Here is a 24,483-nt window from a genome sequence, read left to right as displayed (position 1 = left end):
AATGGGGGTGTTCGGGAGTGCAGGGGACTGCAAGGGGGTGCGCAACAAAGTTGGTATGGACCAATCCGCCTGTCAAGGCGGCCGACGGAATTGGTCCATACCGGTGAGTGATATGTCTGTTCTGCTCCTGCTAGAGCGGCAGCGCCTGCGCGGCGCCGGCGGTGGTCACCCGCGCGCTCTCCACGGAGTCGGCGGGCGCGGGCACCGCCGGCAGCAGCGGCTCGGCGCTCTCCTCCACCCGCTGGTGCGGCAGCGTGACCGCACGCAGCGGTCGCGGCCCCGACACCACCGTGTAGTCCTGCCCGAGGAACGGCGGCACGATCACCCCCGGGTCCTCACCGAGCGCCAACTGCACAGCCGCCCAAGGGGCGTTGACCCCGCACAGCGACAGCTGGTGCAGGCCGCCGGCCGGACGCGTGTTGACGTCCATCAGAACCGGCCGGTCGCCGAACATCCGGAACTGGATGTTGGACAGGTAGTGCAGCCCGAACCCCTCGGCGATGAGCCGCGCGGGCTCCAGCCACTGCTCGTGCAGGGTGAAGCCGCGACGGCGGCCGTTCTTCGTCCGGCCGATGGCCATCCGCAGCCGGTTGTCGGGGCCGGTCAGGCAGTCCACGGACACCTCCGGCTGCTCGAGGCGCGGCATGACCAGCCAGTCGACCTGCTCCTCGCCGCTGTCCTCGGCCTGCCGCAGCGCCTCCACCACCATGTCCAGCTGGACGTACGGGCTGGGGAAGCCGCTGAGGTGGGTCAGCGAGAACGGCGCGCGGGTGATCATCCGGAAGCCCACCCCGCCCGCGCCGGACGCCGGTTTGAAGCAGGCCCGGTGCCCCGCCTCCTCCAACTCCTCGACAGCCGCGATGAGTTCGTCGGCCGTGCGGACCCGGTGGTAGGGCGGAACGGGCACGCCGATCGCCTTCACGGCCTCGTAGGCGATCACCTTGTCGTGGAAGACGGCGACGGCTTCGGGCGGCGGGGCCAGCAGCGCGGTGCCCACCGCGTCGAAGTCGGCGCGGTGCGCCACGACGGCCGCCTGGTGCAGCCGGGGCACGAAGACGTCGATGCCGCGGCGCTCGCACTGCGCGAGGGCGTACTCGACGTACGCGGCGGGGGAGAGGCCCTCCGGCTCCAGCTCGGCGGTGTCGGCCGCGGCCAGTACGGGGGAGTCGGCGTCACCGTGCGTGGCGTGGATCTCGACGGCGCGGTCGCTGGGATTTCGTCGCAGCTGATCCGTGAAGAACACGTTCTCCGCGTACGTGCGGTTGAGCCAGACGCGTACGCGAGAGACCATGCAGGCCGCCTTTCACGGTTCGCGGGCAGGGCGAAGCAGGCCCGGCCCGGGCAGGGGGATTGGTGGGTCACCAAACCGCCCTGCGTGAAGGGACGTCCATGGCGGTGGTGTTGGGGCGATCATACGGCTTCCCGGGGGTGCATCGTGCAACGCGCGTGTTACGGATTTTCCGATCTTGTTCACGTGAGGCCCGTGTTCGGGTAGAGGCGGGCTCAGCCGCAGGTGGGGCCGTGTCCCGGCGCGGTGGGGGGCCGGATCCCGTCTTGTACCGCCCGCGGGGATGTGTTCTCGTGGTGACACTGGTGCGGGCGTGAGGATACGGAGCGTGGACTCGTGAGCGGGGGCGCAGGGTGACGTCGACGGCCGGGGGCGGCGGGCAACTGCTGGCCATCAGTGATCTGCACATCGGCTACCCGGAGAACCGTGCGCTGGTCGAGGCGATGGCCCCGGAGTCGGACGAGGACTGGCTGCTGGTCGCCGGGGACGTCTCGGAGAACGTGGCCGACATCCGCTGGGCGCTGAAGACCCTCGCGGGCCGATTCCGCAAGGTCGTCTGGGCCCCCGGCAACCACGAGCTGTGGACCCACCCCACGGACCCGGTCACCCTGCGCGGGGTCGCCCGCTACGACCACCTCGTCCAGGTCTGCCGCGACCTGGGGGTCATCACGCCCGAGGACCCCTACCCGGTGTGGGAGGGCCCGGGCGGCCCGGTCGTCGTCGCACCGCTGTTCCTGCTGTACGACTACTCGCTCCTGCCGGCCGGCTGCGCCACCAAGGAGGAGGGCCTGGCCTACGCGCACGGCACCGGGATCGTCTGCAACGACGAGTACCTGCTGCACCCCGACCCCTACCCGAGCCGCGAGGCGTGGTGCCGGGCGCGCGTCGCCGAGACCGAACGGCGGCTGGCCGAGGTCCCCGACGGCCTGCCCGTCGTCCCCGTCAACCACTACCCCCTGCACCGGCACCCGATGGACGTGCTGTGGCACCCCGAGTTCGCCATGTGGTGCGGCACCGCGCTGACGGCGGACTGGCACCGCAGGTTCAGGATCGGGACCATGGTCTACGGCCACCTGCACATCCCGCGGACCACCTGGCACGAAGGCGTCCGCTTCGAGGAGGTGTCGGTGGGCTACCCCCGCGAATGGCGGGGGCGCCCGCAGCCGCCCGGCCGGCTGCGCCGGATCCTGCCCGCGCGGGAGGAGAACGCGTGATCGACGACCTGCTGCCCGAGTCGGTGGTCGCGGTGGAGGCCTTCGGCGAAGCGGGCGCACACGAGTTCGGCGGCGCCGCGCTGTACCCGCAGGAGGAGGCGCTGGTGGCGCAGGCGGTCGCCAAGCGCCGCCGCGAGTTCACCGTCGTACGCGCCTGCGCCCGGCGCGCCATGGAGAAGCTCGGTGTGCCCGCCCAGCCCGTGCTGCCCGGCGAGCGGGGCGCCCCGCAGTGGCCGCAGGGACTCACGGGCAGCATGACCCACTGCGCGGGCTACTGTGCGGCGGCCCTGGTCCGCGCCTGCGACCTGGCCTCCCTCGGCATCGACGCCGAACCCCACGAGCCCCTGCCCGCGGGCGTCCTGTCGGCCGTCGCCCTGCCCGCCGAGCGGGAGCGGATCGCCCGGCTGGCCGCGGAACGTCCCGAGGTGCACTTCGACCGGCTGCTGTTCAGTGCCAAGGAGTCCGTCTACAAGGCGTGGTTCCCCCTCACCCGCGAGTGGCTGGACTTCAGCGAGGCCGACATCGATCTGGTGCCGGCCGCACCGGCCGGCGCCGGCGGCCCCGCCGGGGGCCCGCACGGGGCCTTCCGCGCCCGGCTGCTCGTGCCCGGACCGGTGGTCGGCGGCCGCCGGCTCGGGCACTTCGAGGGCCGCTGGACCGTCCGGCGGGGCCTGGTGGCCACCGCGGTCGCCGTGCACCACGGCTGAGACGGCCGCCCGCGGCTCACGGCCCCGGGTACCAGCTGTGCAGCAGCCGGAAGAACTCCTCCTCGTTGCCCGCGAGGCCCGCGTCGGCCAGGGCCTGTTCCGCCTCGGCGAGGACGGCGGGCGGGACCACCGGGGGCAGCCGGTGGGGCCCCGGGCCCGCGGCACCCGCACCCCTGGCGTCCTCCTCGTCGCCGAAGGCGGCCCGCACGGTGTGCAGCAGCCGCAGGTACGCCTGTACGGCCGTGCGCTCGCGGTCGGTCAGTACGGCAGTGGGCATCGGTCGGCTCTCCCCGTGTCGGCGTCGTGTCCCCCGCGCCCTGGCGGCGCGTGCGCCCCCGTACGGCGGCGCACCCCCCAGCTTGCCGCCCCCCACTGACAATCCGGCGTGACCCGGACCCGGTTCGCCCGCTCAGCGCAGGCACGCCCCCCGCCGGGATCGGCGGCGGGGGAGCGGATTCACGCCCGTGAGCGGGACCTTCGGCGGACCTGCCCGGAGACGGGAGCGGACGCGACCGGGGCGGCCCGCCGGTCGCGGGCCCGCTGGGAACGCGGCTCGGACGGCGTGACCGGGACGTCCGGGGCCGGACGCCGTGCGGGTGCGGCGAGGACGCCGGGAGCCGGGCGCGTGGGGCGGCCCGGGACGGACCGGGTCCCTGGCGGCCGGGAAGTCAGTTCTGGGGCCCCAGATAGCCGAGGGACGCCTCGATGCGGCCCGCCAGATGGTCGCGCTGCCCCCGCTCACGGGGCGACGAACCCGGCAGCCAGCCCCGGCACTTGCTGGCCAGCAGCAGCCCGAAGCTCTCGGCCTCCCTCTCGTCGGCCAGATCGAACCGCGTGCGCGCCGCGACACTGCGCACCGTGGCCTGGAGATCGGCCCCGTCGCTGAGTAAACGGGCGGCGACCGCGGTGCCCTCGACGTGCTCGCCGCAGTGGCCCGCCTTCATGTGCCACAGCTCGTGGCCCAGGATCACCAGCTGGTGGTCGGGGGCGGTGCGTTCCTCGACGACCACGAGATCCTGGTCGGCCATGTCGAGCCACAGTCCGCTGGCCGTGTCGGTCGGGAAGCAGGCCATGCGGAAGTGCACCGGGCGGCCGCGCCGTCTGCTCATCCCGTCGCACAGGGCGGTGTACAGGTCGACCGGCGCCGCCGGGGCGGGGAGGGCCAGTTCCGCGACCAGCTCCCCGCTGAGGCGGCGCATTTCCTTGGCGATGTTCACGCTTCTCCCCCGGATCACGACTCGGGCCGCTTCACGCTCTCCAGGAGCATGTCCAGCCATTCCGCGACCTTGTCCCGGTGCTGGTCGGTGGGCAGCTGAGCGGCCCGCCAGGCGATCCCGCGCACGCCGTGGTCCTGGAGCAGGCGCTCCAGCGGATCCTCGGCTGCCGCGGCCGCCTCCCGTGCGGCGAGCTTCTGGAGCAGCTCCTGCTCGATGTGTTGCAGGGCGCCCGAGAGCGCTTCCGGGTCCTCGGCCGTGAGAAAGCCGGCGTGGACGCGGAAGAACCGCTGGAGGGCGTCGCAGTGCTCCATCGTGGGACGCCGGTCGCCGTTGATCAGGGCGCCCGCCTGCTGGCGTGACATCCCGGCGCCGTCCGCGATCTCCTGCTGGGTGTACTTGCGGCCGTTCGTCTTCAGCCGGGTGCGGCGCAGCAGGTCCAGGCGTTGCAGGAAGCGGGCCTGGACATCCGGCTCACCGGCGGGACGGCCGCTCAGCAGCGCCCTGACCACCGGCTCCGGGACGCCCGAGGCGACGGACAGCCGCCCGGTGCCGAAGACCTCCGCGTGCGGTACGCCGAGCCGGTCGGCGAGCACGGCGACACGGGCGACGACGGCCGACAGCAGCAGCGTCGCCGCGGTGCCCGGAACCTCGAAGCCATCCTCCGCCACCGACAGGTCTCCTAGGTCTCTCACGTCCCTCTCACCGACACACGATCACCAGAACGGTCGGTCGCCGTGAACTTGGTGGAGAGTAGCCGGTCTTTCGAACTCACATCCAGGTCTCGCCACAACTGTGGCCAATTTCAGCCGTCAACAAGCATGGAATGCCACGATAGTTGACACCGTCCGCGGCGGGCAGCAGGATCGGGGCGCCGCGTGAAGGCCGCAGAGGCAAGAGGGGTGACCTCCCGATGGCATATCAGGCAGGAGGGCAGCGGTCCGTACCGCGGCCCGTCCCCGAGAGTCTCGAGGCCCAGGCGTACCTCCAGGACTACGCCACGTACCTGGAGGCCGTGCCCTTCCCGTCCGTCGTCCTCGACCACCGCTGGGACGTCGTTCTCTCCAACGCCGCTTTCGCGTCACTCTTCCGGGACGTGGGCCCGCACCCCACGGCCCTGCCCGGCGACAACTTCCTCCGGTTCGTCCTCTTCCATCCCGACGCGCCCTCCGTCCTCGGCGACCACGAGGCCGGCTGGTGCCTGCCGATGCTCGCATGCTTCGCCGCGGCCATGGAGCGCCAGGGCCACGACCACGGGCTCCAGGCGATCCGCCGGGACATCGCCCAGGACCCGATCATGGAGGCCGCCTACCGGCAGGGGCTGCCGCACTGGATGCGCGTGGTGGGGGAGGGCGCCGTCGAACACGACGGGGCGGTCCGCCCGCTGCTGCACCCCGACCCGCGCTGGGGCGCCACGGAGTGCCGTATCGTCGGTGACACCCCCAGGACCCTCCAGGACATGGGGTACACCCGGCTCACCATGGTGCTGCGCGCGACCCGCCCGGCCGCCGCGCCCCGCAGGACCCGCGCCCCGCGCCGCACGGCGGGCCATCTCAGCGTGGTCCGCACCTCCGAGTCCTGACCGGGCACCGTCGGCGTTCAGGTCGCCGACGGCGCCCGGGTCGGCGCCCTCCGCCGCCGCCCCCCTTGCGGCACGGCGCCGCCCGGCGAGCGTCCGGGCGCCCACGTCGATCAGCAGCGCCAGCACCCGCCGGCGTCACAGGTCCAGGACGAGCTTCTTCCCCCGGCACCGGGACACACAGATCATCATCGTCTCCCCGGCCTCCCGCTCCTGGGCGTCGAGCACGCAGTCACGGTGCTCCGGCGTGCCCTCGAGGACGTCGGTCTCGCAGGTGCCGCAGGTGCCCTCCGTGCAGGAGTAGAGCACCTCGACCCCCGCGGCCCGCACGGTGTCCAGCACGGACACCCCCGGCGCGACGGTCAGCGTCCGCCCGCTCCGGGCGAGCTCGACCTCGAACTCCTCGTCCTCGTCCCCCGGTTGCTCCTTCGCCCGGAACCGCTCGACACGGAGGGCGTCCGCCGGACACAGCCTCTCCACGGCGTCCAGCAGTGGCCCAGGACCGCAGCAGTAGACCAGGGCGTCCCCCGGCAGCGCGTCGAGCGCGCGGGCGAGGTCGAGCAGCCCGGTCTCGTCCTGCGGCGCGAGGGTGACCCGGTCCCCGTAGCGCGCCAACTCCCCGGCGAACGCCATGGATGCGCGGGTGCGAGCGCCGTAGAGCAGGCTCCACTCGACGCCCGCCGCCTCGGCCGCGGCCAGCATCGGCAGGATCGGCGTGATGCCGATGCCGCCCGCGAGGAACAGGTAGCGGCCGGCGGGACGCAGCGCGAAGTGGTTGCGGGGGCCCCGCACCCGTAGCTTGCCGCCCACGCCCACCTGCTCGTGCACCTGGACGGATCCGCCCCGCCCCGCCGGTTCGCGCAGCACCGCGATCCGCCACGCGCTGCGGTCGGCCGGATCCCCGCACAGCGAGTACTGCCGCTCCAGGCCCGGACCCAGCACGAGGTCCACGTGGGCTCCGGCCTCCCAGGCCGGGAGCTCCTCGCCCAGGGGGTGGCGCAGCGTGAGGGCGAGCACGCCCTCGGCGGCGAACTCGCGTTCCGCCACGAAGAGTTCGGCTTCGTACTCGCTCTCGCTCTCGCTCTCGCTCATGCGTCGTCTCCTGGCGGCCGGTGTCCTTCGGGGTGGCCGAGCATCCACTCCCACATCTCGACCGGGTCCTGCGCGGTGTGCTCGGCACCGCAGTGACAGGTGCCGTGCAGCACGTCGGTGCCCGGCAGCCAGTCGACGCGGTAGATCTCGCCGGTGGGGCCGGTGCTCACAGGACCTTCTCCACCGGCTTGTCGCCCTCCTCCACGAGCCGGGCGAGGATACGGCGGGCGGCCAGCCCACCGGTGTCGATGTTGATGCTCAGCTCCTGATAGCCGGCCCGCTCCGAACCGAGCGTGCGCTGAAGGAGGTTGAGCGCGTCGACGTCCTGCATGACCACCGTGTGGTTGTTGCCGCGCAGGAACCCGCTCACCTCCTCGTCGTCCGTCGCCCAGTCCCGCGAGACCATCCAGAAGTCGTACACCTTGCCGTCGGCGGACGGGGTGATCGCGTACGTGATCTCGGTGTGGAAGCCGTTCGGGTCGCTGCCGTCCGCCTCGGGCACGACGCCCACCGGCGCGATCCGGCTGTGCAGCAGATACAGACAGGGCGCGTGGTACTCGATGTCCTGCCAGCGGGTGATCCGGCCCTCGATTCCGGTCGAACGGGCGTAGAACGGGGGGCACTCGGCGTCGTCCATGTGCCGGCTCACCCGGACGATCCCCGCGCCCTCGTCGACCTCGGTGGTGATCGGCGTCTCGGCGACCTCGGGCGTGCCGATGTAACCGCCGTGCAGATACGTCTCGTGGGAGAGGTCGAGCAGGTTGTCGACGAGCAGCCCGTAGTCCGCGTCGATCGGCTCCATGCCGCGCACGGTGGTCCAGCCGGGGGAGTCGAGGTGCCGGGCGCGCGGAACGGCCTGCGGGTCGGCGAGCGCCGGGTCGCCGATCCACACCCACACCAGAGAGTCCTGCTCCACGACCGGATAGGCGGCGACCCGGGCGGTGCGGGGGACGCGTTTCTGCCCCGGTACGTACACGCAGGCGCCGGTCGTGTCGTAGGTGAAGCCGTGGTAGCCGCACACGACTCGGTCACCGTCCAGCCGGCTCTGCGACAGGGGGAAGCGCCGGTGCACACAGCGGTCGTGCAGCACGACGGGCGTCCCCTCCTCCTCGGTGCGGTAGAGGACGAGCGGCTCCCCGAGGACCGTACGGCCGAGCAGTTCCTCCCGCCCGACCTCACTGCTGTAGGCGGCGACGTACCACTGGTTCCTGGCGAAGGCGGTCGTGTGAGGCATGGGCTTCCCGTCCCTGAGAGCGGGGCGCCGTCGCCCCGCGTGCCGTGGTTGCCCTCAGGGTCGTGAGGCTCGTGCCGGCCGGGCAAGGCGGCTTCTGTCAGGCGGAAGGACTTCTGGGGGTCCGGCGGGACGACGGCGGCCGGGCGGTCGTCCCGCAGGGTCCTCACCGTGCCGTCAGCGCTTGCTCCACTTCTGGTTGTCCTGGCCGTTGCAGGTCCACAGCTGGAGCCGTGTGCCGTTGGCGGTCCCGGTGTCCTTGACGTCGACGCACTTGCCGATCGCCGTGTTGACCAGGTCGTGCGACGCGTTGACCTTGAACTTCTGGGCCCAGCCCCCGTTGCACTTGGCGAGCTGGATCACGGCCCCGTTGGCGGTCGAGGCCCATGCGATGTCCATGCACAGGCCCATGGAGCGGGCGGTGCCGTCGGACCGGAAGTCCCACTTCTGCCAGTTCTTCCCGTTGCAGTCCCAGATCTCCAGCGGGGAGCCGTCCTTGCCCTTGTCGCCCACGATGTCGACGCACCGGCCGCCGCCCGCATGGCTGTAGACCAGAACGCCGGCGGCGACCTGCGTGGTCGTGCCTCCGGAGGTGGCGGACTGCGCCGTCCCGCCGCCGCTGGAGGACGAGGACGAGGACGAGTGGGAGGACGAGGACTTGGCGGGGGGCTTCGACGAGGTGCCGCTCGCCGCCTTGCCGCCGGTCGTCGAGGACGAAGTGCCCGACGCGGCGTCCTCCTTCACCGATCCGCTCCCGCCGGAGCCGGACGAGCCCCCGGCCGTGCCGGAACCCGGGGCGCCCGCCTGCTTGCCGCCCGCCGTACGCGGCGCGGGGGAGCCCGAGTGGGGCTTGCCCGCCACGGGAGCGGCCGACTCGAAGGCGCCGGGGGCGCCGTCGAGGTCCTTCAGGACGGAGTCCGCGGTGCTGCCCGAACCACCGGCCCGGGCACCGCCGTTGCCGTCGTCACTGGTGTTGATCAGGAAAGGGACGGACACCAGCAGGGCGCCCGCTATGGCGGCGGCCGCCAGGATGGTGCGCGGCGGCCGGCCGGGCTGCCCCTCCCGTGCGGCGTCCGCGCCGGAGCCGTCCCCGGAGGTGACGGTGGCCAGTTCGGCGTCCGCCCCCCGGACCTGGGCGGCGCCTTCGGAAGTGCCTGTGGCAGCGGCGGCGGCGCCGTCGGCGCGGTCCGCGCCCTCGGAACCGGGGGCGGCTCCGGAGTCGGGTGCGGCTCCAGCGGAGCCCGGCGGCGCTGCTTCCGGCTCCGAGGCTTGCGGCGCTTCTGCCTCCGGTTCCTCTGCCTCCGGCTCCTCCGTGTCCGGATCCGGTTCCGGCTTTGCGCCGCCGGCAGGTCTGCCGACCGGCTCACCGCCCGGTTCGACGCCCGGGGCGGTGACCGCGGCGGCCGGCTCCGAGGTTCCGTCCGGCGTGGTGGCGGCCGTGGTGGCGGCCTCGCCCTCGGAACCCTGCGGGGACCCGGCGGTGTGCGGTGCGGTGGTCAAGACGTCCTCCTGGCGAAGCGGCTGTGGGGGTGGCGGGGTCCAGTGGTTCCCGTGGAGTGCCGGCGGGGGGCCGCACAGGTCATGGCTCAGATCTCCTGCGCGAGTCGAGGCGGCGCGGGGCGAGGCGACACGGGGTGAGGCGGCACGGGTAGCGGGTGCGTCGCATACCGCACGCCGTCGAAGACGATCCGGATCGGATCACCGGTTCCGTCCCCATGGCTGTGCTCGACTCCGTCCTGGCCGACGATCACGACGTCGCGGCCGGAGGCCGCCGCCGTCAGCGCGGCCAGCGTCTGCGGACGGGAGCCGGGCGCGGTCCGGTGGACGAGCAGCCGGATCCGCTGCCCGATGTCCAACTGCGCCGCGGACACGGAGATCCGGCCGCCCAGAAGGCTCGCCTCGGCCGCCTGGCCCGGTCCGAGGACGACGCCCAGTGCGTGCATCTCGTCCAGGTCGGCCGTGTCCGTACCGGTGGGCAGACCGGGCACCGGGGGCGCTCCGTCCGCCTCGAGGGCCGAAAGGCGTTCGGACAGCCAGCGGTCGAGGGCGTCACGGTGTCCGCCGTCCCGCGCCGGGTCGGACTGCGGGCTGACCTCCCGCAACAACGCTGCCGAGAACGATTCCTCGGGCGACGGCGCAATGATGTCGGCAGTGTCGACGGCGTCGCCGTCCGTGACCTGAACGGAGTTCGTGGTGACGCCTCTTGGCGGGTTGGGCCGGGAACCCGGGTCGGGCCACCCGGCCGGTGTGCGCGCGAGGGACCCTGTCGGCATCTCGATGGACGAGGTGGTACCCCGCAGGTCGTTCACGTCGGCCGCGAGCCCCGCGAGGCGACCGGCGGCGACCTTCTGCGCGCGGGCCGCGGTGCGCTGCCGTTCGCGCGCCGAGTCGAGCAGCTCCCGCAGCTCGTCGACACGTCGGCCCGCTTCCTCCAGGGCCTTCTCCGCGGCGTACCGGCGTGCCTGGGCGGCCTTGGCGAGTTCGCTCTGCTGCGCGTCGTCCCCGGTCGGCTCCGTGCCGGGAGACTCCACGGTCCTGCGCAGCCGTTCGAGCGAGTGCCGGGCCTGGCGATCACGGAGCTCCTCGTTCGAGGCGGCCGACCCGCCGGACGACCCCTGGTCGGTGAAGGGGGCCCGGGCCGCGACGTCCTGGGAGGGGGCGGCGGTGACGGACAGCCGTGGTGGGGTGGTGGTGCCGTGGTAGGTGATGGGCGCGCCCTCGCCCAGCGCGAGGAACTCGTTCTCGTCCTCGCGCAGGAAGAGCGTGTGCTCCGACCAGGGCTCTCCGTCGGGGACGGCCCGGCTCTGGAGATAGGTGCCGAACACATGGTGCAGCGGCACCTCCTGGGACGTCACCCAGAAGGGGCCGAGCATGGCCTTGTCCTCGTCCGCTTCCGTCTTCGTGGCGTCCTTGTACGGCTCCATGAGGCTGTACGACTCCGCCGGGCCGCGCTTCATGTGCACCGAGCCGCCCTCCGCGGGCATGGTCTCGTTGTACTGCGCGAGCAGCTTGCGCTCCTCCAGGCGGATCAGCTGGACGACCCCCCGCCGCGGGTCGACGTTCGGCAGGCTCACCCGCTTCAACATCTCGTAGGTGAAGGCGTGTTGAGCCGCCATGCTGCGGACGTACTCCTGGGAGAACATGGTCACCGGGAATTCCCTGCGGCGCTCGTCCTCCCACACGTCGCTGCGGACGAGGTCGCTCCCCCTGCTGAGGGTGGACATGTGATAGCCCTCCTCGGCCCGTGGAGGCCGGAAGTGACTGACCATCACCTTGAAGTACTGCGAACTGGCGTGGATGGAACCAGCTCCCTGACCGATCGCCCAGTCGGCCAGCCAGGAGCTGTCCCCGCCGTTCTCCTTCAGCCAGGAGTGGAACCGGGAGGACACCCCGTGCTCACCGCGCAGGGAGCCGCCCACCTGGCGGTCCGCCGGCAGGGCTGGATCGGTGGGATCCGTGAGCGCCCAGGGAACGCCGAGGCTGCTGTCCGGCTCCAGCCGCGCCGGAAGCCCGGCCAGCAGGTCGCTCTCCCCGAGGAGCATCTGCATCCGCAGGAACTCGGTGCGGTACTCCGGGAGCCATCCGCTCGTCTCCAGCGCGGTGTTCGTGTTCAGGAGCCTCTGGGCGGCCTCCTTCTCGACCGGGGAGGCGTCGGCGTCGGCGACGACGCTTTCGGCGCGCCGCACGATGAGCGTCAGGTACTGACCTGTCGCCACCATGCCCTGGTCGTAGGCGTTCACCCCCTCGTACGGATCCGTCCAGTCGGCGATCCCCCGGTTCTCCGGGTAGAGCATCGGGTACGTCTTGCCATCGCCCAAGGTGATCACGCCGAAAGCGGGCAGCTCGGGAGCGTTCGACCAGAGTGTCGCCGCGGTGAAGGGACCGGTGGGCAGGGCGTCGGGCGAGAGCGCGGCCGGCGCCGAGGGCGCACTCGCCGCGGTGTCTGCCTCGTCGTCCGGTGCGGGCTCCGGTGAGGGGGGTGTCTCGGCGGGGGTCTGTGCGGCGACGGGTGGTGGGGCGGTCCAGGTGAAGTGTGAGGCGGTGGACGTGGTGGCCTGGGTGGGGGCGGGCGCGTCCCAGTCGGAGTCGTCGGAATCGGCCGCGTCGGAGTCGTCGGAGTCGTTGTGCTGGAGTCCGCTCGGCATCGCCCACATGCGGGCGGCGACGGTGTCGGTCTCCGGGCGGTCGCTGTTCTCGTCTGCGGGGCCGAGGGGTTGGGAGACGGGGTCGATCCATTTGTGGGAGCGGGGGGTGGGGGTGGTGGTGTGGCGGGCCTGTTCCCAGTCTCCGTCGACGGTCTGTGTGGGGGTGTCGGTGTCGCCGATGAGTGCGGCGAGGAGGTGGAGGTGGCGTTCGCGGAGGTGGCCTTGGGGGAGGTGGTCGGGTGCGGGTCGGTGGTAGTTGCCGAGGAGGCTGCCGGTGATGTCGGGGCGGTGGGGGGTGGTGTCGTCCTGGTATTCGTCGCGGAGACCGAGTTGGTGGCCGAGTTCGTGGGCGTAGTCGATGGGGTCGGCGTCGTGGTGCCAGGTGCGGTGGTCCATCGGCCGTGAGTGGTCGCTGAGGTCCACGGTGAGGTGGGGTTCGCTGCCAGGTGCGGCGGCTTGGACGGTGATGTGGAGGCGGTCGCCGTTGGGGAGGCGGTGGCCGGGGGTGTTGTAGTACTCCTCGACGCCTTGGGCGAGTTTGGTGTGGACGGCGGTGCTGTCGCCGCCGCGGTAGGCGACGGTGACGGTGAGATCGGTGATCGTGTCGCCTTCGTGGCGGAAGCGGCGGACGTCGAAGCGGGAGGGCACGGTGAAGCGGGGTGTGCGGTCGAGGCGCATCCGGGGCCGTGTGGTTGGTCCGGCCTCGGCGGTCGTGCCGTCTTGAGCTGCCGCGGGTCGTGATGCGGCGAGGGCGAGGTCGACCTCGCGCAGGGCCTCGGCGACGACGTCGGCGTGCTGGTCCAGTTCTGCCTGGAGTGCTGATTTCTGCTGAGGGTCGAGGGTGGTGTCGATCCTCTGCTGGAGTTCGTCGGCGCGCAGGCCGGCTGCTTCGAGAGCCGCTTCCGCTGCGCGCAGGCGAGTGCGGTCGGCGGCCGGCTCCTCGCTCGCCGCTTCCGCGGGGTTCTGCGGGTAGGACTCTGCGACCGGCGCAGGAGCGGTCCGCTGTCCGGGTCGGGGTGCCCTGGCGGCGACTTCGCCGGGGGTGGCGGTGGGCAGCCGGGGTGGGGTGTCGGTGCCGTGGTAGGTGATGGGGGCGCCTTCGCCCAGTGCCAGGAACTCGTTCTCCCCTTCGCCCAGCAGGAGCGAGTGGTCCGGGTCCGTCTCCGCCCGGCTCTGGAGGTAGGTGCCGAACACGTGGTGCAGCGGCACCTTCTGGGAGGTCACCCAGAAGGGGCCGAGCGTGTGGCTGCTCTCGTCCGTGGGGTCCTTGTACGGGGTGAGGAGGCTGTACGACTCCGCGGGCCCCCGTCGCATCTCCACCGACTGGCCCAGGGACAGCGGGCCGCCGCCGTTCTGCTCCTCCAGCAGGCTCCGCTTCTCCAGGCGGATGAGCTGGACGATGCCCTGTTCGGCGTCGACGTTGGGCATCCTGACCCGGTTGAGCACCTCGTAGGTGAAGGCGTGCTGGGCGACCATGCTGCGGATGTACTTCGCGTGGTCGTCCAGGTACCGCGGGTCGAACCGGGTGACGGGCAGGTCGCGGCCGTTCCACTGCCAGGTGTCGTGCGTCAGGCCGCTGTTCAGTCCGGCCAGGTAATAGCCCTCGGACGACTTCGGCGGTCGGAAGTGGCTGACCATGACCTTGAACCGCTGGGACTCGGTGTTGATCGAACCACCGGCCTGATCGGACGCCCAGGCGGCCAGCCATTTGCTGTCCCCGCCGTTGTCGTTGAGCCAGGTGTGGAATGCGGCGGACACCCCGCCCGGGCCGCGCAGCGAACCGCCCACCGGGCCGGTCCGGTCGGCCGGGTCGACCAGGGCCCATGGCGTGTCCTCGGGGTCCACCATGTCCTGATCCCGCGACCAGTCCGGGTTGGCGACCAGTTCGCGGGGCAGGGCGTCGAGCAGTCCGCTCTCTCTGAGGAGCATCTGCATCCGCAGGAACTCGCTGCGGTACTCGGGACGCCAGCCGTCGTCCTCCAGCAGCTTGTTGGTCTTCAACAGGTGCTCAGCGGCCGCTTTGTCCTCGTCGGAGGCCGCGGGATCCGCTTGGGTGCGTTCGGCGCGCTCGACGACGAGGGCGAGGTATTTGTCGGCCGGTTCCATCACGGCGTCGAAGGCTCTGTTGCCGTCCCACGGATCATCCCAGTCGACGGTCACGCGGTCGTCCATGTACCGCAGCGGAATCGTCATGCCGAAGGAGGAGGAGGTGACCACGGCGAAGGGTTCCGGCTCGGGTGCCAGCGACCACAGGGTCGCCGCGTCGAAGGCTCCCTCCGGGATGCTGTCCGGCAGCACGTAGGTCACCAGAGAGGAAGGGTCGAACGGTTCGCTCTGCTCTGCCTCGTCGTCCGGTGCGGGCTCCGGTGAGGGGGGTGTCTCGGCGGGGGTCTGTGCGGCGACGGGTGGTGGGGCGGTCCAGGTGAAGTGTGAGGCGGTGGATGTGGTGGCCTGGGTGGGGGCGGGCGCGTCCCAGTCGGAGTCGTCGGAGTCGGCCGCGTCGGAGTCGTCGGAGTCGTTGTGCTGGAGTCCGCTCGGCATCGCCCACATGCGGGCGGCGACGGTGTCGGTCTCCGGGCGGTCTGTGTTCTCGTCTGCGGGGCCGAGGGGTTGGGAGACGGGGTCGATCCATTTGTGGGAGCGGGGGGTGGGGGTGGTGGTGTGGCGGGCCTGTTCCCAGTCTCCGTCGACGGTCTGTGTGGGGGTGTCGGTGTCGCCGATGAGTGCGGCGAGGAGGTGGAGGTGGCGTTCGCGGAGGTGGCCTTGGGGGAGGTGGTCGGGTGCGGGTCGGTGGTAGTTGCCGAGGAGGCTGCCGGTGATGTCGGGGCGGTGGGGGGTGGTGTCGTCCTGGTATTCGTCGCGGAGACCGAGTTGGTGGCCGAGTTCGTGGGCGTAGTCGATGGGGTCGGCGTCGTGGTGCCAGGTGCGGTGGTCCATCGGCCGTGAGTGGTCGCTGAGGTCCACGGTGAGGTGGGGTTCGCTGCCAGGTGCGGCGGCTTGGACGGTGATGTGGAGGCGGTCGCCGTTGGGGAGGCGGTGGCCGGGGGTGTTGTAGTACTCCTCGACGCCTTGGGCGAGTTTGGTGTGGACGGCGGTGCTGTCGCCGCCGCGGTAGGCGACGGTGACGGTGAGATCGGTGATCGTGTCGCCTTCGTGGCGGAAGCGGCGGACGTCGAAGCCTGAGGGCACGGTGAAGCGGGGCGTGCGGTCGAGGCGCATCCGGGGCCGTGTGGTTGGTCCGGCCTCGGCGGTCGTGCCGTCTTGAGCTGCCGCGGGTCGTGATGCGGCGAGGGCGAGGTCGACCTCGCGCAGGGCCTCGGCGACGACGTCGGCCTGCCGGTCCAGCTCCTCCCGGAGCTCGAACTCCCTGCGGCGGTTCTCCTGTTCCTCCCGTGCCGCGCTGGTGAGGTCCGACGCCTCGGTGTGGAACCGCTGCCACGCGGCCCTCGCCTCCGGGTCGAGCCCCGAAGGGCGGCCGGCGGAGTCGAAGTTCCAGAAGTGGATCGTGCCGTCGTCGTACCGCACGGCCAACTCGACGGGCTTCTCGGCCGTGACAGCCGTCTGCGACGCGGCGAACAGGGCGCGGCCCAGCTCCTGCGGATCCGGCCGGGCGGAGGTCCCGTCCACGGCCGCCGGGTCGGCGCCGATCGCCAGCCACAGCTGGGCCTCCGGGTCGGCGGGGTCGATCTGCGCCGCCAGCAGATCGGGCAGGGCGTCCAGCGGATGCGTGCGCCAGTCCCTGAGGTCCGCGGCGGCCGTTCCCCCGGACGGCGCCGCCCGGTCGGCGCCTGCCCGCACCATGGAGGCCAGGTCGTAGACCTGCGGATGGGTGCGGGGCGGGGTGATGCCGTGGCCGAGGACGTCCCGCTCCGCGACGCGCACGGTGGCGGTACCGGTGACGAGCCTGGTTCCCTCCGGTCCCCGCACGGTCAGAAGGGTGTCCACCAGCGCCTCATAGGTACGGGTGCCGCGCGAGCCGTCCGCGGGTGCCGTCGTCGTCCCCGTCTTCAGCCATTCGCGACGTCCCCCGGACGTACCGGTGGTGCCGCCCGTCGTGCGGGGCTGACGGGCCAGGACCGGGATGGTCGCCCCGCCGGCCGCCTGGTTGTCGTCGTCGTGGCTGTAGACGCCCTGGAAGCTGATCCCGCCCGTCGTCGCACCGCCGGACGAGGAGCCGCCCGCGGTGTTGCTGACCCGGAGCCGGTCCAGGGTCACGTCGGACGCCTCGGTGACCCGGCGCGGGTTGTGCAGGGTGACCGACAGGGACGGCGGGGTGCCGGGGGCCGACTCGAACGGATAGGCGCCGGGCATGCTGTCCGTCAGCCCGGCCGCGGTGCGCGGGTGGTCCAGAGCGATCTCGCCGGCCTGGATCAGCTCACCGATCCGGACCGCGGTGCTCTCGGCGGAGGTGGATGTCTCCAGCGACCGCCAGGTGCGGTTCTGCCCGGGGGCGACGGTGTTCAACGCGGTGGTCAGTTCCGGCCAGGCGTTGAAGTCGAAGACGGGGGCCGGTCCGGTCGGGACGTAGCGGTTGCCCCGCATGACCGGCGGGGTGCGCAGGACCTCGGGCGCCAACGGCGGGTCCACCCGAGCGCCCTCGGCGGCCTCGCTGCCGGTGAACCGGAGCGTCACCCGGGCGGGCACGACGGCCGAGCGGGCGGGGCGGTTGCCGAGCGTGCGGCTGATCCAGCCGCCGACCCCGGATCCCGATCCCGCCTCCGGCTCGCCGGCCGACGGCAGGAACCAGCCCTGCACCATGCCGCCCAGCACGTTCGGCGGCCAGTCCGCGACCAGCTCGGAGCGGACCCCGACCTGGTAGTCGTACTCCAGGTCGAAGTCGGCGACGCTGTCGGTGCGCAGCCAGAACCGGTCCTCGGCGGTGGCGGTGGACTTCGTGCCGTGGCTGCGGGTGGTGGCGGCGCTCAGCGCCGGGCCGGTGCGGTCGGTGCGGGTGTCGTGGCCGGGCTGCGGATAGCGGGTGGTGGGGTTGAAGGCGAGACCGTGCTGGACGGTGTCCGTCGTCCCCGTGACGACCCCGGCCGGCTGGTGCGCGTGGTAGTGCTCGAGTCCGGTGCCCGCACCGGCGTTCCGCCCGCGGACGGTGCGCCGCTCCTCGGCGTCGGCGCGCGGTCCGGCGGACAGGGTGACCTCGACCAGGCGGGCGCCGCCCTTGGCCAGATAGCGGAAGTGGAAGCGCTGCACGCCTCTCGGGCCGCGTCCGGGCAGGGCGCGCAGACCGGTGGGGGAGGTGTAGTCGGCGATCCGGGACGCCACGCCGGGAAGGTAGGCGGAGTGCCCCGGCCGGGTGACGCCGGGGGCCTCCGCCTCGACCAGCGCGATCAGCTCGTCGTAGAGGCGGTTGCGGCGTTCCACCGGCTGCGGGGCAGCCGGGCGGTCGCCGGACTCGGCGGGGACGGGGTCGCCCGTGGCCGCGGGGGCGTCGGGGCGCGCGGCGGACGCGGGTGCCGCGGTCGGGTCCGCCTGGGTGTCCGCCGTCGTGGGCGTGGGGCCAGTCGGCTCGTCGCCCGGGGCGTTCGGCGGGGCGCCGAGCTGGGTGACGGACAGTACACCGGCCAGACCAGGCTCTCCCGTGCGGGCGAAGCGGCCGGGCAGGGGTATGTCCGCCTCCGCCCGCTGCGGGCGGGGAAGACCTTCGACTCCGGTGAACCACTCCTGATGGCGGGCGAGTTGGCCGTCCGTCATCAGGAACTGGACGGCCTGCGGCAGCTCCACGGCGACGGTGACCGGCTGACCGCTGCCCAGGCCGAGGGTGTTGCCGACCAGGTTGCGGGTGCCTCCCCGCACGGTGACCAGGAGCAACGCGTCGGCCTCGATGCGGTGTTCGTCGCCGCTCTCGGTGCTCGTGCGGTTCACGGCGGTCGCGGTGGACAGGGTGGCCGAGTCCTCCGACTTCGCGGTGTACGTGTACTTCGCGGACGGCCCGAAGACGTCCGGCCGCTTCGGCGGGGCGACGGCGGGATCCGCCGGCCTGGCCGCCGCGGGCGTCCGGGTGCCGGTCAGGGCCGCCCCGCCCTGATGGGAGCCGGAGACGGACTTCTGCTGGGCGGCGGTGTCGGAGGAGGAGACGCCGGTCTCCAGATACTGCTTGGCGCTGTGCATCAGCCGGGGGTTGCGCAGGACTCCGCTGATCTCCAGGGAGTACTCCTGGTCGGCGCCGAGGCCGGGCAGGGTGACCCCCTCGATCACATAGCTGCCCTTGAAGATCTGGTGCCCGCGCGCGGTGAGGTTCGCCGGGGAGAGAGCCGCGTGCCGCACCTCGGCGGCGAGCGTGGTCGGGTCGGCGGCGCTCCGGCCGGCCGCGGCGGCGGCCACCAGGGACGCGGCCGACTTCAGGACGTCCGGGCTCATACCGCTGACGGCGGCGCCCAGGCCGGCCGCCCAGCCGGGCTGCGGACGGCCGGGAAGGGTGCCCGCCGCTGTCCGGCGCACCGCCTCCTGGAGGACGCCCGAGCCGTGGAAGACGTCCAGGACCGCGTCGTCCGGGAGTCTGACGATCCCCTCCAGCGGGCGGCCGTCGGGCCCGGTGGTGGCCAGCGTCGCCCGGTCGTCCGCGGTCGCCTCGCGGATCCGCGCGTCCTGCGGGTGCGGCGCGGGTTCCGCCACGGCCGTGCGGGTGCGGTGGTGCGGTACGGCGACCCGGACCGTGCCGGTGACGGCCGTCGGCGGGGGACCGGCCGGGGGCGGGGTCTCACCCGGCGGGACGTACGAGGTGGCGGCGGTGTGCTCGGCGAAGCGCACGGCGGGCTCCGCGCCCGGGCCGTCGTACAGGTCGAGCGTGAACCGCGCCGGGATGTCGAAGACCTCGCTGCCCTGGTTCGAGCCGATGAAGAGCTGGTCGTGGCCGAGACCCGCGCCGACGGTGCCGGTGTGGGAGATCTGGGCGGCGTAGGCGTAGTCGGCGCCCGGGCCGAGGGTGCCGGAGCCGCCGCCGGGAGAGCCCACGGGGCCGCTGACGGCGCCGCCGAGACCGGCCGTCCAGCCGTAGCCGGAGGACTGCTGTTCCGTGCCGCTCATGCCGAAGGAGGTCAGGCCGATGTGCTGGACGGCGGGCAGGGTGCGCACATGCCGTGCGGGCGGCGGGCCGGAGGGGCGCGCCGGCGCCTCGGCCGGGCCCGGGTCCGCGGGCTCCTGCTGCGGGGTGGTGTCACGGGCGGCGTTCAGGTCGAGCCGGATGCGACGGGTCCCGGTCGGGGTGGGCTTGTCCATCCACAGGGCGTGACCGCCGTCGACCATCGCGTCGGCGGCGGCCAGCAGCCCGACGTCCGAGCGGGCCTGCTCGAACCGGCGCAGGTTGTTCAACTGGGCCTGGGTCAGGGCTTCGTCGGGCAGCAGCGTGGTGCGGCTGGTCGTGGTCGCGGACGCCGGCAGGAACCCGTTCGCCCGCAACCAGACCTCGGCGTGGGCGAACAGCTCCTGCGGGCCGTCGACGGCCAGCGGGGCCGCGGTGACGCCGATGCTCCGCAGATGCTCCAACTCCGGTGGCAGGGTTCGGACTTCCTCACCCTCCGGTGTCTTCCCCGCGGCATCGGACTTGGCCAGCAGACGCAGTTGCATCCCCTCGGCCCAGGGCCCGAAGCTGCGAGGACTCTCCCCGCCGCCGGGGCGCACGAGGGTGACGGTGTGCCGCACCTCCGCGGGCGTCAGCAGGTGGCTGCGGTTGCTGCGCAGGGCGTGCAGGACGGACGCGCTGCCCCCGCTGCCGAGGGAGTCGCTGGTCTGCCAGCGCACCCCGCCCTTGCCCATGACGGAGCCCGCCACCTTGCCCGCGGCGGCGGGATGCCCCGTCGCGCGGCTGCCGGTGAACGCCGGTCCCACACCGAGGTCGACGCCCACGGCGTTGGTGACCTTGGCCTGCCCGTCCACCTTGACCGTGCTGACGAGATGACTCTCCAGGTTGATCTTGGTGTCCTGGCTCTGGTGCGTGGGCGTGCCCGGGGTGACCTCCGTGGTCACCTTCAGCATGCCGACGGCCCGCCCGCGCGCGTCCAGCAGCAGCGGCGAGAAGATGCCGCCCGAGCGCTGCATGGGCAGCGTGCCGCGCAGCACCGGCTCGGAGAGGAACGCCTCCAGCGCCTCGGCGGACGAGTCGGAGAGGGTGGCGAGATCGTCGTGGAAGGCGCTGTTCACCATCTCCAGGAGCTGGTGCGGCTCCTTGACGGTGTCCACGCCCCAGACCGGCAGCTCGTCCAGATCGGCGGGCTGCGGCAGCGGCTCGTCGGTCTCCCGCCGCGCGGCCAGATGCTCCGGGAACCAGACGGTGACCGGGCCGAGTTCGGAGGCGGGGCCCCAGTTGTCGATCGGTGCCATGCGCGCGGTGTCGACCCGCGCCTGCCAGCTCGATCCGTAACTGAACGCGTGCGAGAGCTCGTTGCTGCGCTGTGCGGTCGTCGTCTGCACGATCTGCGTGACGGACGTCGACAACGACAGCTGGTTGTGCGTCAGTGCCAGCGACGGGCCGAAGTCCACCCCGCGCACCGGCCCTGCGGCCGGGATCGGCAACGTCGCCGACCAGGGCACCGACAGCGTCCGTACGGTCCCCGAGGACTCCGTGTCGCCGGACTCCTGCGCACCGACCCCGCGCCGCTCGACGCGCACGTCCGGGTCGGAGGGGTCCCGCGTGCCCTGACGGGGCGAGGGCACCGGGTCGTGCAGGGACAGCCGTACGTCGACGGTCCGCCGCCGCCCGCCGACCTCCACGGTCAGACGGTGTCCCATGCTGCTCAGCAGATAGGGCAGGTTCAGCACCAGCTGCTCGCCGCCGAGATCACGGCGCAACTGCTCGCGCACCGGGTGCGTCGCCTGTTGATCCGCCGGGACGCCCAGCAGGTTCAGCACATGCCGGTGCAGGCCCTCCACGATCCGCGCCGGAAGCGGCTCCACCTGGACCAGTCCCACGTTGCCGTCGCGGCGACTGCCGTAGGTCTCGACGTACGACGACGGGACGACCGGCGCGAGCGGATCGGCGCCCTCGGTCCGGGCGCGCCGGGGCATCGAGCCGACCGGGTCGTCGGGGCCGCCGACGAGGGCGCTGAGCAGGGAGAGGTGGCGGGGGCGCAGACCGCCCCGGGCGTAACTGCCCCGCTGGTCCTCGGGGACGTCCTCGGTGACGGGGCGCTGGTGGACGCCCATCAGGCTGCCGTCGATGTGGGGGCGCTGCGGCGCGGTCGCGTCGCGGTTCTCGTCGCGCAGACCGAGCTGATGGCCGATCTCGTGGGCGAGGTCCTGTGCGGTGGCGTCGGAGCGCCAGGTGTGCTGCGAGGTGCGCGCCCCGGGGCCGGGGTGCGTCAACTCGACCGCCAGATGCGGCTGCCGGCCGGCGACGGCGGGCACCACGCTGACGTGCAGGCGTTCTCCGGTGGCGAGGCGGTGGCCCGGATCGTTGAACGTCCGCTGCACTCCCGCCGCCATCCGGTCCCACAGCGCCCGGCGCTCGGCGTCGGTGACCGTGTCTGCGCCGGTGAGGGCGAGCTCCACGGTGAGGTCCACGACGGTCTCGCCGTCATGGGTGAAGCGGCGGACGTCGAAGGAGGAGTCGACGGTGTAGCGGGTGGGCCGGCCGTCGGCGGTCAGGGGTGTGGAGACCGGGTCCGTCCAGGTGTGACTGCGGGTGACGGGCGGCACGGCGGACCGTGCGGCGTCCCAGTCCGGCCTCGTCGGCGCGGGACTCGGGGGCGTCGGCCGCTCCGGTGCGGATGCGGTCGCGAGGGGTGTCGGCGGAGCGAAGGACGAGGACGTCGTCACCGGGTCCCCGGCGGTGTCGGAGGTCGTCGCAGGACGCTCCGGACCGGACGACGTGGTGACCGTGTCCCCGGCGGGCGACCCGTCGGCGGGTACGGCCGACGAGGAGAGGGTGCGGACGGGCGTCGGCGCGGCCGGCGGGGCGGAGTCCTCGCCGGGGTCGCCCTCGGTCCCGGAACGGCGCGGTCCGGCGCCGGCGCGCGCCGGCTGGCGGGCGTTCCGGGACGGCTCCGGCGAGGGCGCGGCCGAACGAGGCGTGTCCCGGCCCTCGGCACCGGTCGCCGGCGCGGCGGTGGCCGGGCCGGACGCCGTCTCCTGGACGACGTCCACGGCGCCGTTCGTGTCGACGTGCGCGTCGCCGTCCGCGGCGCCGTTCGCGTCGGACCCGGTGATCTGCGACGAGGACGCCGTCATGGTCGTGGACGTCGTCCCGGGCCGGGCCGCGGACGCGGGGGAGGAGCCGGGCGTGGACCCGTCCGCCGGCTCGGTGTCGGAGGCCTCCGTCAGGCCCTTGTGCGCGCGCTGCTGCGAGGCCGTGCCGCTCGCCGGACCTGCCTGCCCCGGTCCGTGCCCCTGCGCCGCGCCGGTGCCGCCGGGCGTGCCGGAGGCCGTGGCGACGGTCGGGGCGACAGTCGTGCCGACGGTCGGTATCGCCCCGCCGTTCTCCGCCGAGGTCTGCCCGTCCACGGCTGGGGAGGCGGCCTCCTGGGTGCCGGTGCCGGTGCCGGTGCCGGTGCCGGTGGCTGGGTCCTGTCGGCCGGAGTCGGGGCCCCCGCCGGTCGTCTCCTGCGCCGGGGCGATCTCGCCCGTGCTTTCGCCCGAGCCCTCGACGGGGCTGTCGTCCGTGCCGGAGGCCGTCGGATCTTCCTGTACGGCGTCGGAGTCGCCGTCCCGCCGCTGGGCGCCGGGGGTCGTGCCGGGCCGGGCGCCCCCGCCCTGCGGGCTGCCGCTGCCGCTGCCGCTGCCGGTCGTCGGGGGCGCGGAGGCGGAGGAGGAGGTGGGGACCGTGCCGGTACCCACGCCGCCCCCGCGGGGCGTGGTGACGGTGGAGGCCGAGAGGTTCGGCGTACCCGTACCCGTGACGGACGGGTCGGCGGAGGACGTCGTCGGCACCGTCTCCCGTGCGCGGTCGTCGTCGCTCCCGTCCCGCCCGGCGTTCTGCCTGCCGTTCGCGGAGTCCTCGTCGCCGGTGACCGGCAGGACGTTGACACTGCCGAAGTCGAAGCCGGACCCGAACGCGCCGCCGAACTTCGCGGCCGCCGCGAACAGCGCCGCGCCGACCACGGAGCTGACGCCCGCGCCGATGAACGTGTCCGCGCTGCCTTCCCACTTGCCGTGCAGCACACCGTTGACGACGATCTCGGCCACGGCCTCCGAACCGCCCGCCACCAGGAACTCGTTGGCGCCGTCGCCGGTCCCCCGGACGAACCGGTCGCCCACGGACCGCGTCGGCGGCGGATCGTCGAACTTCGAGGTGACGTCGTCGGTGATGTTCTTGGTGTTGGTCTTGCCGAACCGGCTCGCGTCCGGCCCGTCCAGGATGTTGCGGAAGCCCTTGCCGAGGTTCTTGGTCAGGGACTCGAACGCGCCGTGGAACATGCCGGTCACGGCGCCGAAGAAGCCGTCCTCGACGATCTGCTTCCAGTCGAAGCCGTCGGGCCGGCGGCCGGGCGGGGCCATGGTCATCATGGCGAGCCGGACCACGAAGGTCTGGAACGCCTCGTCGAACGCCTCCGAAAGGCTCGGCAGCAGATGCGTCCGCTTGAGCAGCTGGTCCAGGGTGGAGAGGATCGTCACCCGGCTGCGGGCCTTGGCGGTCGCGGTCTGGCTGGACGAGGCCCCGCCGGTGAAGAACGACAGTGCCGCGATGATGGCCAGCTCGATGAGCAGGCGCACCAGTTCGGCGATGATCGACCACTTGGCCTCCATGATGTCCATGGAGATCTTGACCCGGCCGTCGCCGACGTCGTCCAACTGCCGGGCGAACTCCCTCAGGTAGTTCGTCCCGCCGTTGTCCACGAACAGCCGCATGGCCCGGACGTACTGGCGGCCGACCTGCGGGGGCAGCGCCTGGCCCACGCCGAAGACCGACTGCTCGATCAGATCGGACAGTTCCCGGACGTTCTTGCCGAGCCGCTTGTAGGGCTGGTGGCTCCGGTAGGCCAGGTCCTCGTCCGCTTGCAGCATCTTCTCGCCGATGAGCACGAAGAGCAGGTTGTTGAGTTGGGGCGAGACGATGATGCTCATCGCAGTG

The 24,483-nt window shown here is 73.0% G+C and carries 12 protein-coding genes; 3 read left to right on the top strand and 9 right to left on the bottom strand.

What is annotated here, in order from left to right:
- Window positions 1–130: 130 nt before the first annotated feature.
- Complete coding sequence (locus Saso_RS28915; protein ID WP_189928585.1) at window positions 131–1,291, bottom strand: ATP-grasp domain-containing protein; 1,161 nt, start codon at window positions 1,289–1,291, stop codon at window positions 131–133.
- 350 nt (window positions 1,292–1,641) lie between these two features.
- Here Saso_RS28915 and Saso_RS28910 point away from each other — a divergent pair, with 350 nt between their 5' ends.
- Together Saso_RS28910 and Saso_RS28905 are read left to right on the top strand one after the other, a co-directional pair.
- Window positions 1,642–2,502 carry a metallophosphoesterase family protein gene (locus Saso_RS28910; RefSeq protein ID WP_189928583.1) on the top strand — a complete coding sequence of 287 codons (861 nt, stop codon included), beginning with the start codon at window positions 1,642–1,644 and terminating at the stop codon, window positions 2,500–2,502.
- Complete coding sequence (locus Saso_RS28905; protein WP_189928581.1) at window positions 2,499–3,209, top strand: 4'-phosphopantetheinyl transferase family protein; 711 nt, start codon at window positions 2,499–2,501, stop codon at window positions 3,207–3,209. Before Saso_RS28910 ends, Saso_RS28905 begins: the two co-directional genes overlap by 4 nt.
- Before the next feature lie 16 nt (window positions 3,210–3,225).
- Here Saso_RS28905 and Saso_RS28900 read toward each other — a convergent pair whose 3' ends face one another.
- The 3 genes from Saso_RS28900 to Saso_RS28890 all read right to left on the bottom strand — a co-directional run bounded on the left by Saso_RS28900 (window position 3,226) and on the right by Saso_RS28890 (window position 5,094).
- Window positions 3,226–3,486, bottom strand: coding sequence for a hypothetical protein (locus tag Saso_RS28900; RefSeq protein ID WP_189928579.1), 261 nt, complete (start codon window positions 3,484–3,486; stop codon window positions 3,226–3,228).
- Window positions 3,487–3,877: 391 nt separating this feature from the next.
- Entirely contained in the window at window positions 3,878–4,408 is a 531-nt protein-coding gene (locus Saso_RS28895; protein WP_189928614.1) for a toxin-antitoxin system, toxin component, read from the bottom strand.
- A gap of 32 nt (window positions 4,409–4,440) precedes the next feature.
- Entirely contained in the window at window positions 4,441–5,094 is a 654-nt protein-coding gene (locus tag Saso_RS28890; RefSeq protein ID WP_189928577.1) for a helix-turn-helix domain-containing protein, read from the bottom strand.
- 242 nt (window positions 5,095–5,336) lie between these two features.
- On the opposite strand from Saso_RS28890, the gene Saso_RS28885 reads away from it, so the two are divergent.
- The gene (locus Saso_RS28885) at window positions 5,337–6,005 is read left to right on the top strand and encodes an MmyB family transcriptional regulator (protein ID WP_189928575.1); all 669 of its coding nucleotides are present in this window, start codon (window positions 5,337–5,339) and stop codon (window positions 6,003–6,005) included.
- Window positions 6,006–6,140: 135 nt separating this feature from the next.
- Here the strand turns inward: Saso_RS28885 and Saso_RS28880 are convergent, their stop codons facing one another.
- From Saso_RS28880 to Saso_RS28860, 5 genes are all read right to left on the bottom strand, one after another.
- Complete coding sequence (locus Saso_RS28880) at window positions 6,141–7,094, bottom strand: PDR/VanB family oxidoreductase (RefSeq protein ID WP_189928573.1); 954 nt, start codon at window positions 7,092–7,094, stop codon at window positions 6,141–6,143.
- The gene (locus tag Saso_RS28875) at window positions 7,091–7,264 is read right to left on the bottom strand and encodes a hypothetical protein (protein ID WP_189928571.1); all 174 of its coding nucleotides are present in this window, start codon (window positions 7,262–7,264) and stop codon (window positions 7,091–7,093) included. Before Saso_RS28875 ends, Saso_RS28880 begins: the two co-directional genes overlap by 4 nt.
- Window positions 7,261–8,328: an aromatic ring-hydroxylating dioxygenase subunit alpha gene (locus tag Saso_RS28870; RefSeq protein WP_189928569.1), complete on the bottom strand. Its 1,068-nt coding sequence runs from the start codon at window positions 8,326–8,328 to the stop codon at window positions 7,261–7,263. The genes Saso_RS28875 and Saso_RS28870 overlap by 4 nt, the downstream gene beginning before the upstream one ends.
- Window positions 8,329–8,502: 174 nt before the next feature.
- Window positions 8,503–9,825 (bottom strand): RICIN domain-containing protein, encoded by a 1,323-nt coding sequence (locus Saso_RS38835; RefSeq protein ID WP_189928567.1) that lies wholly within the window; start codon window positions 9,823–9,825, stop codon window positions 8,503–8,505.
- 86 nt (window positions 9,826–9,911) lie between these two features.
- Window positions 9,912–24,476: a hypothetical protein gene (locus Saso_RS28860; RefSeq protein WP_203833565.1), complete on the bottom strand. Its 14,565-nt coding sequence runs from the start codon at window positions 24,474–24,476 to the stop codon at window positions 9,912–9,914.
- Window positions 24,477–24,483: the final 7 nt, after the last annotated feature.

The organism is Streptomyces asoensis, assembly GCF_016860545.1.
Classification (GTDB): Bacteria; Actinomycetota; Actinomycetes; order Streptomycetales; family Streptomycetaceae; genus Streptomyces; species Streptomyces asoensis.
This window is presented reverse-complemented; position numbering and strand designations above follow the sequence as displayed.

Bases quoted from the DNA above. Each gene is read 5' to 3' on its own strand.
- Saso_RS28915 (WP_189928585.1), bottom strand. From the start codon at position 1,291: ATGGTCTCTCGCGTACGCGTCTGGCTCAACCGCACGTACGCGGAGAAC.
- Saso_RS28900 (WP_189928579.1), bottom strand. From the start codon at position 3,486: ATGCCCACTGCCGTACTGACCGACCGCGAGCGCACGGCCGTACAGGCG.
- Saso_RS28895 (WP_189928614.1), bottom strand. From the start codon at position 4,408: ATGCGCCGCCTCAGCGGGGAGCTGGTCGCGGAACTGGCCCTCCCCGCC.
- Saso_RS28885 (WP_189928575.1), top strand. From the start codon at position 5,337: ATGGCATATCAGGCAGGAGGGCAGCGGTCCGTACCGCGGCCCGTCCCC.
- Saso_RS28880 (WP_189928573.1), bottom strand. From the start codon at position 7,094: ATGAGCGAGAGCGAGAGCGAGAGCGAGTACGAAGCCGAACTCTTCGTG.
- Saso_RS28870 (WP_189928569.1), bottom strand. From the start codon at position 8,328: ATGCCTCACACGACCGCCTTCGCCAGGAACCAGTGGTACGTCGCCGCC.
- Saso_RS28860 (WP_203833565.1), bottom strand. From the start codon at position 24,476: ATGAGCATCATCGTCTCGCCCCAACTCAACAACCTGCTCTTCGTGCTC.